The organism is Pantoea sp. V106_11, from assembly GCF_029967885.1.
In the GTDB taxonomy this organism is placed as follows: domain Bacteria; phylum Pseudomonadota; class Gammaproteobacteria; order Enterobacterales; family Enterobacteriaceae; genus Pantoea; species Pantoea ananatis.
Genome location: NZ_JASCAK010000023.1, coordinates 123,068 through 138,645 on the forward strand (window position 1 = coordinate 123,068; position 15,578 = coordinate 138,645).

The following is a 15,578-nucleotide window of genomic DNA, read 5'->3' on the forward strand; positions in this document are numbered from 1 at the left end:
GAGCGCCTCACCCGGGGCGCTTGCTTCCCCTGCTTTTTCCCCTTCGGCCCGACGCAAATCGCTGATCCATCACGTTTTGACGTAATTGCCAGGCCAGAAAGTCGGGGATTTGCGCTACACTGACCAGCGTTAATCCTCCATTCTGCCGCTATGATAGCGCTGTCTGAGGCAAACTAATTCACCTGGAAGAAGTATGAAAATCAGATTCCTTTCGGCTAATGAGCAAAAACTGGCGGAGGTGCGTGAAATCCTGGAGCCAGTGGGCGTCGAAGTCTTGCCGATCGCTCGTCGTATTGAAGAAATTCAAACAGAGAATGAGCTGGATTTGGTGCGTGACAAACTCACAAAAGCCTTCTCAATTATTGGGCGCCCTCTCTTCGTTGAGCATACCGGACTTTATCTCGATGGGCTGAATGGCCTGCCTGCGGGGCTGACGCGCATATTCTGGAACCGGCTGGATGCCGATCGTTTTGCCTCCCTCGTTAATGGCCTCGATAGCCAGGGCGTCACGGCCAAAACCGTACTGGGCTATTGTGACGGGCGCAAAATGTATCAGTTTTACGGCGAATTACGTGGCACTATTGCCTCAAAACCGGCGGGCCCGCGTGGTTTTCAGTGGGACTGCGTGTTTATTCCTGAAGGCTACGATCAAACCTTCGCTGAGATGGGCGACAAGAAAAATGAAATCTCAAACCGTCGCATTGCACTGGACCGCTTCGCGTCCTTCTTAAAAACAGCACGAGGCGTGGCATGAAACCTGAACTGAAGCGGGCTTATGACTCCGGTAAGCTGATACTCTTTGCCGGTGCAGGCCTGTCCCGCAATCTTGGCCTGCCAGAATGGCATGAGCTCATTGCCCATCTGGCCAACGAGCTGGGGTACGATCCCAAAATTTTTAATACCTATGGTACGCACCTTTCCCTGGCCGAATACTATAAGCAAAAAAAAGGATCGCTAGGGCCGTTAAGAAGCTGGATGGATCGCGAATGGCATCGGCCGGATATTGATGTTCGTAGCTCTGAAATTCACACCATGATCACGCAGGGCAACTTTTCGCGTATCTATACCACCAATTATGACCGCTGGCTGGAAGCGGCACATGAGGCGCACGGTGTGCCTTACTCAAAAGTCGCGAATGCGGCCGATCTGGTGTCATTAACTGAAGACAAGCGCCACATCATTAAACTGCACGGCGACTTTGATGATGATACCTCCATCGTTTTAGATGAAAGCAGTTACTTTGAGCGCCTCTATTTTGATTCGCCGCTGGATATCAAACTGACCCATGATGTCATGGGGAATTCGGTGTTGTTCGTGGGCTACAGCATCAGTGACTTTAATATTCGTCTGCTGTTTTATCGCCTGACCAAAATGTGGGGGCGCACGGGCCTGGCCACTGCGCGCCCCAAGTCGTACCTTTTCACTAACCGCAATAACCCGGTGGCAAAAGAAGTGCTGGGTCAGTGGGGCATTGAAATGATCGTCTCTGAAGAAGACGATCCTCGAAAAGCCCTGGCCGATTTTATGCAAGCGCTTCTGGCGTGATGCGTGGGGCGGGGCTGACCACGTCGTTGTAAAATCTGAACCGCATGTCAGGTTTATCGGGCGTGGTGATTCTTCTCTGGAAAATGCGGATTACTGTGGTATGCTGTATAAATACACAGTACCTGAGGGCAAAACTATGGCTGTTGAGACAAAATTTGTAGTGGTCAGAAAAGGTGAAGAGAAGATGACATTTGCCAACAAAAAAGAGGCTGATGCCTACGACAAAATGCTGGATATGGCGGAAGCGTTCACCGACTGGTTGCTGACTCATCAGGCGGAGATGGATGAATCTCAGGCTGAAACACTCGGCCTGTTGCTGGCAGAACAAAAAGACGCCGTGCAGCACATTCTTCGCACCAGTAAACTGCCTCAGTCAACCTCAGGCGGTAGCGCCCCTGAAGCGACGGATGCTGATCATGCGCCGCAAAGTGACAAGAAAGTCCGCGCCGTCAAAGCCGCCTGACCGGTTTATGCTGGAAGCCTGCTTCCAGCATAAACACTCTCTTTTCCCATCTTTTATCCGTCAATGACCGACTCAGCGGTGGGTTTTTGATCCTTCTCAGCGAATCAAATGCGTCACGGCAAAAGCATAGTGATGAAGGTATCTGGCCATGCACGTCATGCAAAGTACATAACCATGAAACCAGCCTGATTTGTTTAGCATGAATGGGTTCCCGGTTCAGTTATGCCTGGTTAGAAGAGGGCACAGACTGCCATTTAATCCCCGCCTATGTATTGTTTCATATCAATACTATTCAGATCAGTAACGGATTCCTGCGTATTATTATGGCCATGTTCAGGTCAGATCGGTACGATCGCCTCGGGTCGTCGGATGGGAAATAACTAAAAAAGTGACACTGTCATTTCCGTCGTTACGTGCCTGATGTTTCGCACCCGGTGAGATCTCAATGCCTTGCTGCGCCTGCAGGAGATGGACGATGCCCTCAATTTCCATCGTCAGCTCTCCCTCTAAAACGAAAAAGAACTGGCGAGACTGAACGTGAAAGTGTCGGGTTTCAGCAGTCGCAGGCGGCATATGTTCATGAATAATGCTTAAATCCTGGCGTTTCAGCAGATGCCAACCATCACAGTTATTTCCCCAAACATAATGTTCTGCGTTGTCTTTCGAAATCATAAATCCTCTTTTTGCCCGCAACGGATAATGTGAGCCGATTCTGGCTTTGATTCATCTTATTAAAGTTAAATTCTGGCGCGCCGATAGTTATTCCAGGGACATGAAAGATTGTATCTGACAGGGTGGTTAATTTAGCCGGTGTATTCCAGGGGAATCAATATGACCACTCAACCCATTAAAAAAACCATGAGTACCCGCACGCAGATGCTTCTTGCGGGCGGCCTGACGATTACGCTTGGGTTTACCGTGACGATTGGTGTTCTGAGCTGGCAGTCGGCAAAAGAACAAAAAACGCTGGCCGAACATTATCTGCAGCAGATCGCTCAAAGTCGCGGGCTGCAAATTCAACAAGAGCTGAGTTATGCCCTTAATATGGCGCACAGCTTAGGCCAAAGTCTGATTGCTCTGCCCAAAGCGGGCATTAACGATCGTAAAGTCGCTGACAGAATCATGGAATATTCACTCAGAGCCAATCCTGATTATCTCTCGATGTCTGTGATTTTTGAACCCAACGCGTTTGATGGTCGTGATGCTGAATTTGCAGGTCAGAGCGGACAGCCGCCACAGGGCCGTTATGCCTGGTTTGTTGACCGCGATCAGGCCGGTAATTACGCCATGCATCCGTTACTGTCCTTTTTAACGCCGGGTCAGGGTGATTATTATCTGGTTCCCCAGCAGACAAGAAAAGATACGCTGATTGAGCCCTACAGTTATGCCTACAATGGTATACCAACGTTATTGACCTCTGTAGCCTCACCCATTATCGATCAGGGTAAACTTTACGGCGTGGTGACTTCCGATATCTCCCTTGCCTCACTACAAAAGAAAGTTAACCAGATAAAACCCTGGCAGGACACCGGTTATGCCCTGTTGCTCTCTAACACAGGCAAAGTCGTTTCCTCGCCAGATAAAGATGAGGCGGGCAAAGCGTGGAAGGGGGAAAAAGACAATTTCACCCAGCAAATTGTGGAACATGACGACCCGGTGCTGGGCGAAAAAGCCATGTATACCTGGTATCCGGTCACGGTAGGCAATAGCGATAAGCCCTGGTACGTTGGAATTGTCGCACCGGTCAGCCAGGTGATGGCTGCGGCGAATCGCCAACTCTACTGGGCTATCGGACTGATGCTGGTAAGCATCCTGTTGGTCGGCGCGGTACTGGGGCTCTTGTTCAATCGCAAAGTCATGCGTCCGCTCGGCGGCGAGCCTGCAGAGGCAGCCAGAATAGCGCTGGCGGTTGCGGAAGGTAAGCTCAGTAACCGCTTTCACGTTGCACCGGGCGACAACAGCAGCCTGTTTTATGCGCTGCATACCATGCAAAGCCAGCTGCAATCTATTGTGGGCCAAATCAAAGATGCCAGCGCGTCGGTGCGAGAAGGGGCTAGCGAGATTGCCAGTGGTAACCTCGATCTGGCATCGCGTACCGAACAGCAGGCGGCTGCGCTGGAGGAGACTGCAGCCAGCATGGAGCAAATCAGCGCAACGGTTCGCCTTAATGCCGATAATGCTCAACAGGCCACGAATCTGACCGAAAATGCCACCTCAATCGCCAGCCGGGGCGAAGCGCTGGTTGGGCAGGTGGTGCAGACCATGTCACAGATTGATGACAGCTCGAAGAAAATTGGTGACATTACTACGATGATCAACAGCATCGCCTTCCAGACGAATATTCTGGCCCTTAACGCTGCGGTTGAGGCGGCGCGCGCTGGCGAGCAGGGACGAGGCTTTGCTGTCGTGGCCTCTGAGGTGCGTAATCTTGCCCAGCGAAGTGCGGGCGCGGTGAAAGATATCGCTGCCCTGATTGAAGAATCGAGCGTTCGGGTTCAAAGCGGCGTGAAACTGGTTAACGAAGCAGGCAAAACGATGCATGAGATGACGCAGGCCGTATCGTCAGTGCAGAGCATCATTGATGAAATCGTCTCTGCCTCTGATGAACAGGCGCGCGGTATCGGTCAGGTCACTGTCGCAGTTAACGAGATGGACGGTACGACACAACAAAACGCCGCACTGGTGCAGCAAATGTCGGCGGCCGCCAGCTCGCTGGAAGATCAGGCGCAGCAGTTGGCGCAAACGGTGGAGCAGTTCCGCTAACGCGCGGTAAACCGCTAAAACACAACCCGCACGGTGCGGGTTGTGTTTTCAGTCATTAACCCGGATAGATACCGCGATCTTTACGTGCCATCAGGATACGTTCGCAGGCCACGATATAGGCTGCGGTACGCAACGAGCACGCTTTCTCTTTGGCTTTTTCCCATACGTGAACCATGGCTTCCGTCATGATCTTGTCTGAGCGTTTATTAATTTCGTCTTCGCTCCAGAAGAAGCTGGCCATATCCTGCACCCATTCGAAGTAACTGACTGTCACACCTCCGGCGTTACAAATCACGTCGGGTACAACAATCACACCGCGGTTTGCCAGAACATCATCAGCATCCGGATAGGTCGGACCGTTAGCGCCTTCGAGCACCAGCTTACAGCTCAGGATCTCAGCACGCTCCCGCGTGATTTGTCCTTCCAGCGCGGCAGGGATCAGAATATCCATTTCCGTATGCCAGAAACGCTCTTTCTCGATGTTTTGTGCACCAGGGAAGCCTGCGATCTGCTTGTTTTCAGTCTGCCATTGTGTCAACGCATCCATATCCATGCCGTCAGCGTTGAACAGCGTTGCAGTGTGATCCTGAATCGCCACAACGCGCGCGCCCGCCTGACTAAACAATCGGGCGGCTTCACTGCCTACGTTACCAAATCCCTGTACGGCGACACGTGCGCCTTCAATCTGGATGCCGGCTCGGCCAGCAACCTCACGGCCAGTGACGAACACACCACGGCCGGTCGCTTTTTCACGGCCGAGGGAGCCGCCAAGGTGAATAGGTTTACCTGTCACCACACCAGTCACTGTGGTGCCCAGATTCATGGAGTAGGTATCCATCATCCAGGCCATCACTTTGCCATTGGTGCCGACATCGGGGGCCGGGATATCTTTTTGCGGTCCAATGATGATACCGATCTCGCTGGTATAGCGGCGCGTCAGACGTTCGAGTTCGCCTTCAGACAGTTTAAAAGGATCGACCCGAATCCCACCTTTTGCCCCGCCGTAGGGCAGATTGACAGCGGCACACTTGATGGTCATCCAGGCTGAAAGGGCCATGACCTCATTTAAATCGACATCGGGATGATAGCGAATCCCGCCTTTACCCGGACCGCGTGAAAGGTTGTGCTGAACACGATAACCCTCAAAATGACGAATGGAGCCGTCATCCATTTGCAGAGGAATATCAACAATTAATGCACGCTTAGGATGACGTAAAGTATCAATCCAGCGCGTAAGGTCGCCCAGGTAAGGCGCAACGCGATCGATTTGTTGTAGGTAGGTGGACCAGGCTGAAGTACTACTGTCAGACGCGTAAGATAACTTATCCATACAAAACCTTTCTTATCGAAGTTATTTATTGTGTTGAGCCGTGGAATGACGCGCGCTTAAGCGCGCCGACATAATTTATCATTACCAGAGAAAATATGATGTCGACCAGGCGGTCATTATCCCCATGCTATTTCGATTAACGGTGAATAAGAGTGAATAATATTTCGACTTATCGGCCCCGGATGCGGCTGTTTCGTGCATAAATAAGGCATTGTTAGTGCATAAACCTAAAATTTTATGATTTATCAGTTCTTTGAAGGGAGTCAAAAAGTTAATGAATTGTTTCAAAGGATATTGACTTTGTTGCACCGCCAGGGTGCATAAATATAAGTAATGCGAAGGTTACTTTCACTTATGCGAAGAGGCTAACGGACAATATCTCACGCTTTTTTCACCGACGGCAGGGCAGAAAATAAGACGTGCCAGCAAAATGCGTTTATTAAAACGGGATGGAACTCAACCGCTAAATTTTTACCCTGAATAAGGAAGACGGCCGTGAGCGGATGAAAAATGCTGCGAACAGCAGTGCATCAGTTTACGCTTTGACCTTCTGAAATCAGCGACAACAGATGGTTAACCGCTTTAGACGCATTATTCCGCCGCCAGGCAAAAGCCACATCGGTAAAAAGCGTATTGTTAGCGATTTCCCGGAAGCAAATCTGCGGATTCTGCACGCAAACCATCGATTCCGGTATAAGGGCTATACCGCAACCTGCGCCGACCATACCTAGAGAAGAACTGATTTGCGGAGCCTGCTGAAAAGACGATGAGGAGAAACCCGCGCGCAAACAGGCACTGACAATAAGCTCATACAGGCTGGGTGAAACGTCTCGCGGAAAAATAATTAAGGTTTCCTGCACCAGTTCGCTCAGCGCGATGCTGGATTTTTGTTGCAGAGGATGCGCAGCAGGTAAAGCCAGCAGCATCCGTTCGGTAGAAATGACGCGCAAATTAAACGATTTACTGCTTTCGCAGGGAAGACGAAGAAATGCCGCGTCCAGCAATCCCTCCTGGAGATCCTGAATAAGCAATGACATGTTCTCTTCCCGCGTCATCAGCTCCAGGGCGGGATAGCGATCTTTAAATCGCCGAATAATCTCAAAGACGTTGGGATCAAATGCCACCGAACTGGCAAAGCCCAGCGACATTTTGCCAGAGATCCCCCGGGCAACGCCTTTCGCCTTTTCCAGCGCATGATCGGCGAGTTGAATGATTTCAATCGCATCCGCCAGAAATGTTTTTCCTGCATCCGTCAGTTCCACACCGCGCGTCAGTCGTTTTAACAGCGGCGTACCGATTTCATGCTCCAGTCGCTGAATTTGCTGACTGAGTGGCGGCTGCGAAATGCCAAGCAATTCGGCCGCTCGGGTAAAGTGCTGCGTTTGAGCGACAGCAACGAAATAACGTAGATGGCGCAGTTCCATATTAAAAACGTCTCAAAGTTTACAGGTTTTGCTATTGGATTCTGTCCGCAAACAGGGTCACCATTATGTTAACACGGCTTAACAGTTAACCTACGAGGCATCCGATGAGCAATTTTGTAACTGATTGTTCCTGCGAGGATCAACTAAAATATACCGTCCAAAAGCTGCGAAAAAACATGCCAGAAAGTGTTATGTATCAAACCTCTTTGATGAGTGCGCTGCTGAGTGGTGTTTATGACGGTGAAACCAGGATTGCTGACTTACTGCGCAAAGGTGACTTTGGTCTGGGAACCTTCAATCAGCTGGATGGTGAACTCATTGCGTTCGACAGCAATGTGTATCAGCTGCGCGCCGATGGCAGTGCCCGGCCTGCTGATCCTGACCAGAAAACGCCATTTGCGGTAATGACCTTTTTTCAACCCCAGCATAAACACGTTTTTGAACGCGCGGTTCAGCGCGATGCGCTGCACCAGCTTATCGACAGCGAAATCACCTCCGACAACCAGTTTTGTGCACTGCGTGTAAGCGGACATTTTTCATCCGTCCAGACGCGTACCGTTCCGTGCCAGTGCCGGCCTTACCGATCGATGCCTGAAGTTCTGGGAAACCAGCCCATATTTGAATTCACGCACCGCCATGGCGAGCTTATTGGCTTCCGCACGCCGCAGTACATGCAGGGTATCAACGTCGCGGGATATCACGAACATTTCATCACAGACGACAGAACCGGCGGTGGGCATATCCTGGATTATGTGCTGGAGCAGGGCACGCTGACTTTTGGTGCCATCAGCAAGCTGGTGATCGATTTACCTGAAAACGCCGACTTTCTTAATGCCAACCTGACGCCGGAAAATCTGGATGATGCCATCCGTTCTGTCGAAAGCTAATCACGAGGCCTGAAATATGAAAACTCTCTCTGATACGACGCTCTGGCACTGCGGTGCAGACCTGGTTGTCGCGCAACTTGAAGCGCAAGGCGTCAGCCATGTGTTTGGCATCCCTGGCGCAAAAATTGATAAGGTATTTGATTCCCTACTGGATTCATCTATTCAGACTATTCCCGTGCGGCATGAGGCGAATGCCGCCTTTATGGCCGCGGCAGTAGGCCGTCTGACGGGTAACGCTGGCGTGGCGCTGGTCACATCCGGTCCGGGCTGCTCAAACCTGGTGACCGGTATGGCTACCGCAACCAGTGAGGGCGACCCGGTGGTGGCTATTGGGGGCGCGGTCAAACGCTCCGACAGCGCCAAGCAGGTTCACCAGAGTCTTGATACCGTATCTATGTTCCGCCCGGTGACAAAATATGCGGTTGAAGTCACCGACTCGTCGGCACTGGCGGAATGTGTATCAAACGCGTTTCGTCACGCTGAACACGGTCGCGGCGGCGGTGCGTTTGTCAGCCTGCCACAGGATATCGTTGATCAGCCGGTCACGGGTAAGGTGCTGAGCCATCACGGCCGCATCACGCTGGGTGCGGCACCGGATGTGATGATTGATGCGGTCAGCCGTGAGATCGCCCACGCAAAAAATCCCGTGATCTTGCTGGGCCTGATGGCAAGCCAGCCTGAGAATAGCGAAGCCATTCACGATCTGTTAAACCGCAGCCATATCCCGGTAACCAGCACGTATCAGGCTGCGGGTGCCGTTCGCCAGGAGCACTTTTCCCGTTTTGCCGGTCGCGTGGGACTTTTCAACAATCAGGCAGGCGACAAGCTGCTGCAACAGGCCGACCTGATTATTACCATCGGCTACAGCCCGGTTGAGTATGAACCTGCCATGTGGAACAGCGGGAATGCCACCTTAATCCACATTGACGTTGTGCCAGCGGAAACGGACAACCGCTATTTGCCAGATGCGGAGCTGGTCGGCAACATCGCCGCCACGCTGCGTAAACTGGCACAAAAGGTCAGCCAGCCGTTACAGCTCAGCAAGGAGGCTGCCAGTATCCTTGAGGACCGTCAGCAGCAGCGGCAGTTACTTGCATTACAGGGCGCGAGCCTGAATCAGTTTGCTCTTCATCCGCTGCGCATCGTGCGTGCGATGCAGGACATTATCAACAGCGACGTCAGCCTCACCGTTGATATGGGCAGCTTCCATATCTGGATTGCCCGCTATCTCTACAGCTTCCGCGCGCGCCAAATCATGATTTCTAACGGGCAGCAAACCATGGGCGTGGCCTTGCCCTGGGCGATTGGTGCCTGGCTGGTCGATCCACAGCGTAAAGTCGTCTCGGTTTCAGGAGATGGCGGCTTCCTGCAGTCAAGCATGGAGCTGGAAACCGCCGTCAGGCTCAACGCCAACATTTTACACATTGTCTGGGTCGATAATGCTTACAACATGGTGGCGATGCAGGAAGAGAAAAAATATCAGCGTGTTTCAGGCGTGAACTTTGGGCCCATTGATTTTAAAGCCTATGCGGAAGCATTCGGTGCGGCGGGATTCGCGGTGAACAGTGCCTCCGAACTGGAACCCACGCTGCGCAAAGCGATGGATGTTCAGGGGCCTGCTGTTGTGGCAGTGCCAGTGGATTACGCCGATAACCACTTGCTGATGGGGCAGCTTCACCTCAGCCAGTTACTTTAATTTCAACGGAATAAGGAAACGATGATGAAAATGCGGGTTGCGCTTGTGACAGGTGCGGGTCAGGGCATTGGTGAGGCGATAGCCTTGCGTCTGGCAAAAGACGGATTTGCCGTGGCCGTGGCTGATTATAATATTGAAACCGCGTCGCAGGTTGCGGAAAAGATTAAGAATGATGGCGGCCGTGCGTTTGCCATCAAGGTGGATGTAACAAAACGGGATCAGGTATTTCATGCCGTAGAAGAAGCGCGCAGCGTATTGGGTGATTTTAACGTCATTGTGAATAACGCAGGTGTCGCGCCCTCAACGCCCATTGATGAAATCACCGAAGAGGTCATCAACAAGGTTTACGACGTTAATGTCAAAGGCGTGATCTGGGGCATGCAGGCCGCGATAAAAGCATTCGCGTCTGAAGGCCATGGCGGAAAAATTATTAACGCCTGCTCTCAGGCCGGGCATGTCGGCAATCCCGAGCTGGCAGTTTACAGCTCAAGCAAGTTTGCTGTTCGGGGCCTGACACAAACTGCCGCACGGGATCTGGCACCGGCGGGGATCACCGTAAATGGCTTTTGTCCTGGTATTGTTAAAACACCGATGTGGGCGGAGATCGACAGGCAGATTTCCGAAGCGGCAGGCAAACCCGTGGGTTATGGTACTCAGGAGTTTGCGAAAAGAATCACGCTTGGTCGGTTATCAGAACCCGAAGATGTCGCAGCCTGTGTCGCCTTTCTTGCCGGCCCGGATTCTGATTACATCACCGGACAGTCGTTACTGGTAGATGGTGGCATGGTGTTTAGCTAACCGGAAAAATGTCTGGCGCTACGGCGCCAGACTGCCCGGTATTCTGTCACCTCGCATGAGGTAGGCTGAGATCCTGCATGACGTTCTGTGAAAAAATAACGCCGCTTACTTTTTCCCTCATTTCCTGACAATTTTAAGAGCATACCGAGCGTTTCCGGGCTTCCATCGTTCAGTGAAACGGCTAAAATAATGCGTTCATTTGCCAGGGAGTAGGACAGCTATAATGCGTTATCGTAATCTTTTTACCGCACTTGCGGTCGCCACAACATTAGCCGGATGCGCCCGGCATCCAGCCGCCAATTCCCCCGCTGCGGCAGCGGATGATTTTACGACCGGACAGACCCAGATCGATGTTTCACACGTGATTACGCGTGCGGATGACGGTTCACATATTTATCTGACGGTAGATGGTAAAGATGCAGGCGAACTGCCCAATGGTGAAAGCAAAATCCTTCGTGTTCCCGCGGGTAAACATGAAGTCGGCGGTTACGTGCGCACGTTGTTTGGCCTGGGGCGGGTAACTATTGATCCCCTTGAAGTGACAACGTCACCTGAAGACGTTAAAAAAGTGGCTTATACCGTGACTCGTAATAAGGCGACCTTTGTTGAACAACCTAAACAGAGCGAACCCCAGCCGGCACAGACGCAGGAACAGGGCTAATCTGTCCTGCTAACGCCAGGTCGTGAATTTCACTGCCTGGCGATCGTTCAGATAGCGTTACGGCAGCAGCAGGTTATCTCTCTGCTGACGTCGACCTGCCGTGTAGTGCCCGTGACCTCAGTGCTTTATGGCGTTAATCTCGCCCTTGACGACAGCCGTTGTGCTTTTGATGACACATGAGGCACGATGGCAATTTGGATCACCCATAGCGCCTGTTAATGAATGCCTATAGCCCCAGTTCACTGAGAGAGGGATGATCGTCCGGTCGGCGGCCCTGAGGCCAGTGAAACAGTCGCTGACTGTCGGTAATGGCCACGTCGTTAATGCTGGCATGGCGTTTCACCATGTAGCCATTCTCATCAAATTCCCAGTTCTCATTGCCGTAGGAACGGAACCAGTTTGCCTGGCTGTCATGCCACTCATAGGCAAAGCGCACGGCGATACGATTTGAATGAAAACTCCACAACTCTTTGATCAATCGGTACTCTGCTTCCCTTTGCCATTTATCTCGTAAAAACGCCACAATTTCGGCCCGGCCCGTAATAAACCTATCGCGATTTCGCCATGCGCTGTCGGGAGAATAGGCCAGAGAAACACGTTCGGGATCCCGGCTATTCCAGGCATCCTCTGCCAGGCGCACTTTCTTTATCGCATCCTGTACATCGTTAAACGGGGGTAGAGGCTGACGTGGTGATTCCATAAGGTCTCCTGAAACGCTGGCAGACTCAGCGACACTTCAGCATTGGAGTGCCGGCTGATGACATTCATAAACGGGCAGGTTTTAGAGCGAAATGGCGTGAACCTGACAAACGGCGCGTGCCGCTTCTTTACCTTTTTTCACAAAATGCTCGGTATAAAAACGCACGAATTCGTCCGCAGGCTGAAAATTATGCGGTGTCAGTGAAACAGAAAACACGGGAACATTGGTAGCCAGCTGAGCCTGCATGAGTCCACTGACCACGGCCTGGGCCACGAAGTCGTGGCGGTAAATGCCACCATCAACGACCAGGGCCGCACAAACAATGGCGTCAAACTGACCTGTCTGCGCCAGGCGCTGCGCCAGTAAAGGCATCTCAAAGGCACCAGGCACGTCCCAGGTTTTAATTTCGTAACGCGTGCCGCTGTTTTCCATTTCCTGATTAAAGCCAGCCAGGGTTTGAGAAACAATGTCGCTGTGCCAGTTTGCCTTGATAAAGGCGACTCTTAACGGTTGCATAACTTACTCCAGTAAACGTGACATCCGGTGCACGTGAAATCGCAAAACGATCGCATTCTTCCGAATCAAAAATAAAGCTGTCTGATGAGCAGCACAGTAAATTCGCTCAGCACTTCTTAAATCACCTGGCTACCTGAGCGCCGGAGCCGGATGACGTCTCTTGCTTATGGCCGACATTATAAACTGATGTCAATAATCCGTGCTTATCTTTAATCCGCTTTTACCGCCATCCACCGTTACGGACGGCACCGATCTTGCGCGGATCATCCGCCAGAGCGCTGTCGTGTTTTATCCGTCTGGCCAATGCTCGCTTTTTGCGTAACGCTTTCCATTAATGTATCAGCTTAAAAATAGTACTGGATATTTAAACAGGTAATTGTATAATTATTCCACTGCCCGTTGGGTGTTGTCTGGAATGATTAGGGGGTAAAGCCCATGATGATATCGACAGAAATCTTCAAAGCAACGGATCATGCCATTACGATGACAAGCCGTGAAATTGCCCAAATGACCGGCAATACGCACGGCGAAGTTAAACGCTTAATTAAAAGTCTTGAAACGGCGCAGCGCCTTTCTCAGCCGCTTTCAGTCAATCTCTATGAGCGCGAAGGCCAGACGCGTGAGGAGTTCTGCCTGAATAAACGCGACTCTCTGCTGGCTGTCGCCCGACTTTCGCCGGGTTTTACGGCCGATGCGCTCGATCGCTGGCAGGCCCTTGAAGAGCGTGTTCATCTGCCAGATTTTACGAACCCTGCTGAAGCCGCTCGTGCCTGGGCTGAACAGTTTGAACAGCGACGCGCAGCAGAGAAACAACTGGCAGAATCGGCACCAAAAGCCGCTTTTTTTGACCACTTTGTCAACGTTGAAACGTCTCTGGGTTTCCGTCAGTTGTGCAAAATGCTGAAAGCCAAAGAGCCAGATTTTCGCCAGTTTCTGCTGGAGCGCAATATTATGTTCCGTGACAAGGGAGCCTTAAGGCCCCAGCATTACCATCTGCAGGCGGGTTACTTTACACTGCATTCAGGTACGGCGGACAATCAGCATGCTTTCTCGCAGGCTCGCTTTACCGCCAATGGTGTCAGATGGATTGCCAGCCTGTGGGCCGGACATCTCTCTGCTCAACTCAAAGGTGCGGCGGCTTAGCCTCACTTCTAGCGTGGAACAGGCCGCTGACGATGCGGCCTGTTTCAGCCAGCCTTTTACCAGCCTTTGATCGCATCACCTTTGTAAACTTCTTCTGCTTTGGCCGCGACTTCCGGAGACTGTAACGCAGACTTCAGCTTTTGGATTTTATCGCTGTCTTTGTTGTCCTGACGTGATACCAACGCATTGACGTAAGGCGATGAGGCGCTTTCCATAAACAACCCATCGCGACGCGCCGACAGGCCAGCCTGGGCAGAGAAGTTGGTATTTATGATTGAAAGCGTGACATTTGGATCGTCAAGAGTACGGGTTAACTGCGGCGTATCCACCTCAACCAGCTTCAGATGCTTAGGGTTTTCGATGATATCCAGCGAGGTCGGCAAATAGCCCACGCCGTCTTTGAGCTTAATTAAGCCCTGAGCCTGCAACAGCAACAGACTGCGGCCCAGCGTTGTGGCCTCATTAGAAAGGGTAATCGTATCGCCATCTTTGAGTTCGCTGATGTTTTTAATCTTGTGAGAATAGGCAGCGATAGGGAAAACAAAGGTTTTACCGACAACGGCAAATTTGTAGCCACGCTCTTTAGACTGTTCTTCCAAATAGGGGAGGCTCTGAAAGGCATTGGCATCAACTTCTTTATTGTTCAGCGCTTCGTTTGGCAGCACGTAATCGTTGAAGTTAAGCACTTCAACATCCAGCTGATACTTGTCTTTGGCAATTTTCTGAACTTCCTGCCAGATAGCTTCGTCGGGACCGGTGTTGATCGCCACTTTAACTTTATGATCGTTATCAGGTGAGCAGGCGGACAACAGTAATACGGAACTGGCGATTAGCGCCGTAAATAAACCTTTCATTAGTAGCGATTCCCATCAGTAAAAGATGTCAAAAGCCTAATACAAATTATCCGCCTTGCGTACTGACGCGGCGATATAAGATATAACCATTACTGCATGATTTGTCTAAAAATTCACCGCGTGGTCATCAGGCGCTATCCTGGCGTTTTTAACCGCTGGCAGGGTAATTGACGTCGTCGAACACGATCATAGGCTACGTTTAAACACGTTATTCATTTCAGTATTGCCGACGCGAGTCAGGAGAAGCCATGTCAGGGAATCATTCAGATAAATCATCAGATAATAAAATCGTTGCCGTACAGGTGTTAAAAAGTAGTGAAGCATGGAACGGTCAACACATTGACGCTTATCCGCAGGGTGAACCCGAACTGACCGTGATGCGCCTGACCATTCCTGCTCATTCTTCGTTACCCTGGCATACGCATCCCATGCCGAATGCGTGCTTTATCCTGTCAGGTACGCTTGTGGTTGAGGATAAAGAAACGGGTGAGCAGCAAACCTTTCAGGCTGGCGAAGCGTTAAATGAAACGGTGAACAGCGCACATCGCGGCTTTACGCTGAACACGCCTGCTGAGTTGGTGATTACCTATGCGGGGGTGAAAGGGATGGAGCTGACCGACCCGCTTCCCGGCGAACCTGAAGAGTTCTAGCGTGAGAATGCCTACCGGTACAGTTTCGGGTTAAACACTTGCTGGAGCCAGTCCTTTGCAGATCGCGTGAACGGGGCAGAAAACCTGATTCAGGGTGCGCATTTGGCATCTGGAATACTGTGTAGGGTCATGGCGCAAAAAAAACCAG

General features: G+C 51.4%; 16 protein-coding genes. 10 read left to right on the plus strand and 6 right to left on the minus strand.

All coding sequences use genetic code 11. The features are described from left to right. The first annotated feature begins 193 nt into the window (after positions 1-193). The 3 genes from QLG08_RS06595 to QLG08_RS06605 all read left to right on the plus strand — a co-directional run bounded on the left by QLG08_RS06595 (position 194) and on the right by QLG08_RS06605 (position 2,008). Positions 194-754 (plus strand): non-canonical purine NTP pyrophosphatase, encoded by a 561-nt coding sequence (locus QLG08_RS06595; protein ID WP_013027794.1) that lies wholly within the window; start codon positions 194-196, stop codon positions 752-754. Continuing rightward, complete coding sequence (locus QLG08_RS06600; protein ID WP_013027795.1) at positions 751-1,545, plus strand: SIR2 family protein; 795 nt, start codon at positions 751-753, stop codon at positions 1,543-1,545. The genes QLG08_RS06595 and QLG08_RS06600 overlap by 4 nt, the downstream gene beginning before the upstream one ends. Before the next feature lie 136 nt (positions 1,546-1,681). Continuing rightward, positions 1,682-2,008, plus strand: a complete 327-nt coding sequence (locus QLG08_RS06605; RefSeq protein ID WP_014333057.1) for a YebG family protein — start codon at positions 1,682-1,684, stop codon at positions 2,006-2,008. 333 nt (positions 2,009-2,341) lie between these two features. Here the strand turns inward: QLG08_RS06605 and QLG08_RS06610 are convergent, their stop codons facing one another. Next, entirely contained in the window at positions 2,342-2,680 is a 339-nt protein-coding gene (locus tag QLG08_RS06610; RefSeq protein WP_019105854.1) for a cupin domain-containing protein, read from the minus strand. A 159-nt stretch (positions 2,681-2,839) separates the two neighbouring features. On the opposite strand from QLG08_RS06610, the gene QLG08_RS06615 reads away from it, so the two are divergent. Further along, complete coding sequence (locus QLG08_RS06615) at positions 2,840-4,771, plus strand: methyl-accepting chemotaxis protein (protein ID WP_014333058.1); 1,932 nt, start codon at positions 2,840-2,842, stop codon at positions 4,769-4,771. Positions 4,772-4,826: 55 nt separating this feature from the next. Here QLG08_RS06615 and QLG08_RS06620 read toward each other — a convergent pair whose 3' ends face one another. Both QLG08_RS06620 and QLG08_RS06625 read right to left on the minus strand, forming a co-directional pair. Then, a complete protein-coding gene (locus QLG08_RS06620; protein ID WP_013027799.1) occupies positions 4,827-6,101 on the minus strand; it encodes a Glu/Leu/Phe/Val dehydrogenase in 1,275 nt (424 codons plus the stop codon). Between the two features lie 530 nt (positions 6,102-6,631). Beyond that, positions 6,632-7,525 (minus strand): LysR family transcriptional regulator, encoded by an 894-nt coding sequence (locus QLG08_RS06625; RefSeq protein ID WP_013027800.1) that lies wholly within the window; start codon positions 7,523-7,525, stop codon positions 6,632-6,634. Positions 7,526-7,629: 104 nt separating this feature from the next. Between QLG08_RS06625 and budA the strand changes: the two genes are divergently transcribed. The 4 genes from budA to QLG08_RS06645 all read left to right on the plus strand — a co-directional run bounded on the left by budA (position 7,630) and on the right by QLG08_RS06645 (position 11,567). Beyond that, positions 7,630-8,412, plus strand: coding sequence for an acetolactate decarboxylase (budA, locus tag QLG08_RS06630; RefSeq protein WP_272847715.1), 783 nt, complete (start codon positions 7,630-7,632; stop codon positions 8,410-8,412). 16 nt (positions 8,413-8,428) lie between these two features. Then, on the plus strand, positions 8,429-10,108 hold the full coding sequence (gene alsS / locus QLG08_RS06635; RefSeq protein ID WP_014604595.1) for an acetolactate synthase AlsS: 1,680 nt from the start codon (positions 8,429-8,431) through the stop codon (positions 10,106-10,108). Between the two features lie 24 nt (positions 10,109-10,132). Beyond that, on the plus strand, positions 10,133-10,906 hold the full coding sequence (locus tag QLG08_RS06640) for a (S)-acetoin forming diacetyl reductase (RefSeq protein ID WP_272847723.1): 774 nt from the start codon (positions 10,133-10,135) through the stop codon (positions 10,904-10,906). Between the two features lie 223 nt (positions 10,907-11,129). Next, the gene (locus QLG08_RS06645; RefSeq protein ID WP_272847716.1) at positions 11,130-11,567 is read left to right on the plus strand and encodes a hypothetical protein; all 438 of its coding nucleotides are present in this window, start codon (positions 11,130-11,132) and stop codon (positions 11,565-11,567) included. Positions 11,568-11,793: 226 nt separating this feature from the next. On the opposite strand, the gene QLG08_RS06650 is transcribed toward QLG08_RS06645, so the two are convergent. Then, positions 11,794-12,267 carry a nuclear transport factor 2 family protein gene (locus QLG08_RS06650; protein ID WP_014333065.1) on the minus strand — a complete coding sequence of 158 codons (474 nt, stop codon included), beginning with the start codon at positions 12,265-12,267 and terminating at the stop codon, positions 11,794-11,796. 81 nt (positions 12,268-12,348) lie between these two features. Then, positions 12,349-12,783, minus strand: coding sequence for a 6,7-dimethyl-8-ribityllumazine synthase (locus QLG08_RS06655; protein ID WP_272847717.1), 435 nt, complete (start codon positions 12,781-12,783; stop codon positions 12,349-12,351). Positions 12,784-13,218: 435 nt separating this feature from the next. Between QLG08_RS06655 and QLG08_RS06660 the strand changes: the two genes are divergently transcribed. Next, on the plus strand, positions 13,219-13,926 hold the full coding sequence (locus QLG08_RS06660; RefSeq protein WP_014333068.1) for a phage antirepressor KilAC domain-containing protein: 708 nt from the start codon (positions 13,219-13,221) through the stop codon (positions 13,924-13,926). Positions 13,927-13,982: 56 nt separating this feature from the next. On the opposite strand, the gene QLG08_RS06665 is transcribed toward QLG08_RS06660, so the two are convergent. Further along, positions 13,983-14,780: a MetQ/NlpA family ABC transporter substrate-binding protein gene (locus tag QLG08_RS06665; protein ID WP_013027808.1), complete on the minus strand. Its 798-nt coding sequence runs from the start codon at positions 14,778-14,780 to the stop codon at positions 13,983-13,985. Positions 14,781-15,028: 248 nt separating this feature from the next. On the opposite strand from QLG08_RS06665, the gene QLG08_RS06670 reads away from it, so the two are divergent. Next, positions 15,029-15,430 (plus strand): cupin domain-containing protein, encoded by a 402-nt coding sequence (locus QLG08_RS06670; protein WP_014604599.1) that lies wholly within the window; start codon positions 15,029-15,031, stop codon positions 15,428-15,430. Positions 15,431-15,578: the final 148 nt, after the last annotated feature.

Excerpts from the sequence above, each read along its gene's own strand:
- QLG08_RS06605 (WP_014333057.1), top strand. The coding sequence starts at position 1,682 with ATGGCTGTTGAGACAAAATTTGTAGTGGTCAGAAAAGGTGAAGAGAAG.
- QLG08_RS06665 (WP_013027808.1), bottom strand. The coding sequence starts at position 14,780 with ATGAAAGGTTTATTTACGGCGCTAATCGCCAGTTCCGTATTACTGTTG.
- QLG08_RS06610 (WP_019105854.1), bottom strand. The coding sequence starts at position 2,680 with ATGATTTCGAAAGACAACGCAGAACATTATGTTTGGGGAAATAACTGT.
- alsS (WP_014604595.1), top strand. The coding sequence starts at position 8,429 with ATGAAAACTCTCTCTGATACGACGCTCTGGCACTGCGGTGCAGACCTG.
- QLG08_RS06625 (WP_013027800.1), bottom strand. The coding sequence starts at position 7,525 with ATGGAACTGCGCCATCTACGTTATTTCGTTGCTGTCGCTCAAACGCAG.
- QLG08_RS06600 (WP_013027795.1), top strand. The coding sequence starts at position 751 with ATGAAACCTGAACTGAAGCGGGCTTATGACTCCGGTAAGCTGATACTC.
- QLG08_RS06655 (WP_272847717.1), bottom strand. The coding sequence starts at position 12,783 with ATGCAACCGTTAAGAGTCGCCTTTATCAAGGCAAACTGGCACAGCGAC.
- budA (WP_272847715.1), top strand. The coding sequence starts at position 7,630 with ATGAGCAATTTTGTAACTGATTGTTCCTGCGAGGATCAACTAAAATAT.
- QLG08_RS06615 (WP_014333058.1), top strand. The coding sequence starts at position 2,840 with ATGACCACTCAACCCATTAAAAAAACCATGAGTACCCGCACGCAGATG.
- QLG08_RS06595 (WP_013027794.1), top strand. The coding sequence starts at position 194 with ATGAAAATCAGATTCCTTTCGGCTAATGAGCAAAAACTGGCGGAGGTG.
- QLG08_RS06670 (WP_014604599.1), top strand. The coding sequence starts at position 15,029 with ATGTCAGGGAATCATTCAGATAAATCATCAGATAATAAAATCGTTGCC.
- QLG08_RS06650 (WP_014333065.1), bottom strand. The coding sequence starts at position 12,267 with ATGGAATCACCACGTCAGCCTCTACCCCCGTTTAACGATGTACAGGAT.
- QLG08_RS06620 (WP_013027799.1), bottom strand. The coding sequence starts at position 6,101 with ATGGATAAGTTATCTTACGCGTCTGACAGTAGTACTTCAGCCTGGTCC.
- QLG08_RS06660 (WP_014333068.1), top strand. The coding sequence starts at position 13,219 with ATGATGATATCGACAGAAATCTTCAAAGCAACGGATCATGCCATTACG.
- QLG08_RS06645 (WP_272847716.1), top strand. The coding sequence starts at position 11,130 with ATGCGTTATCGTAATCTTTTTACCGCACTTGCGGTCGCCACAACATTA.
- QLG08_RS06640 (WP_272847723.1), top strand. The coding sequence starts at position 10,133 with ATGAAAATGCGGGTTGCGCTTGTGACAGGTGCGGGTCAGGGCATTGGT.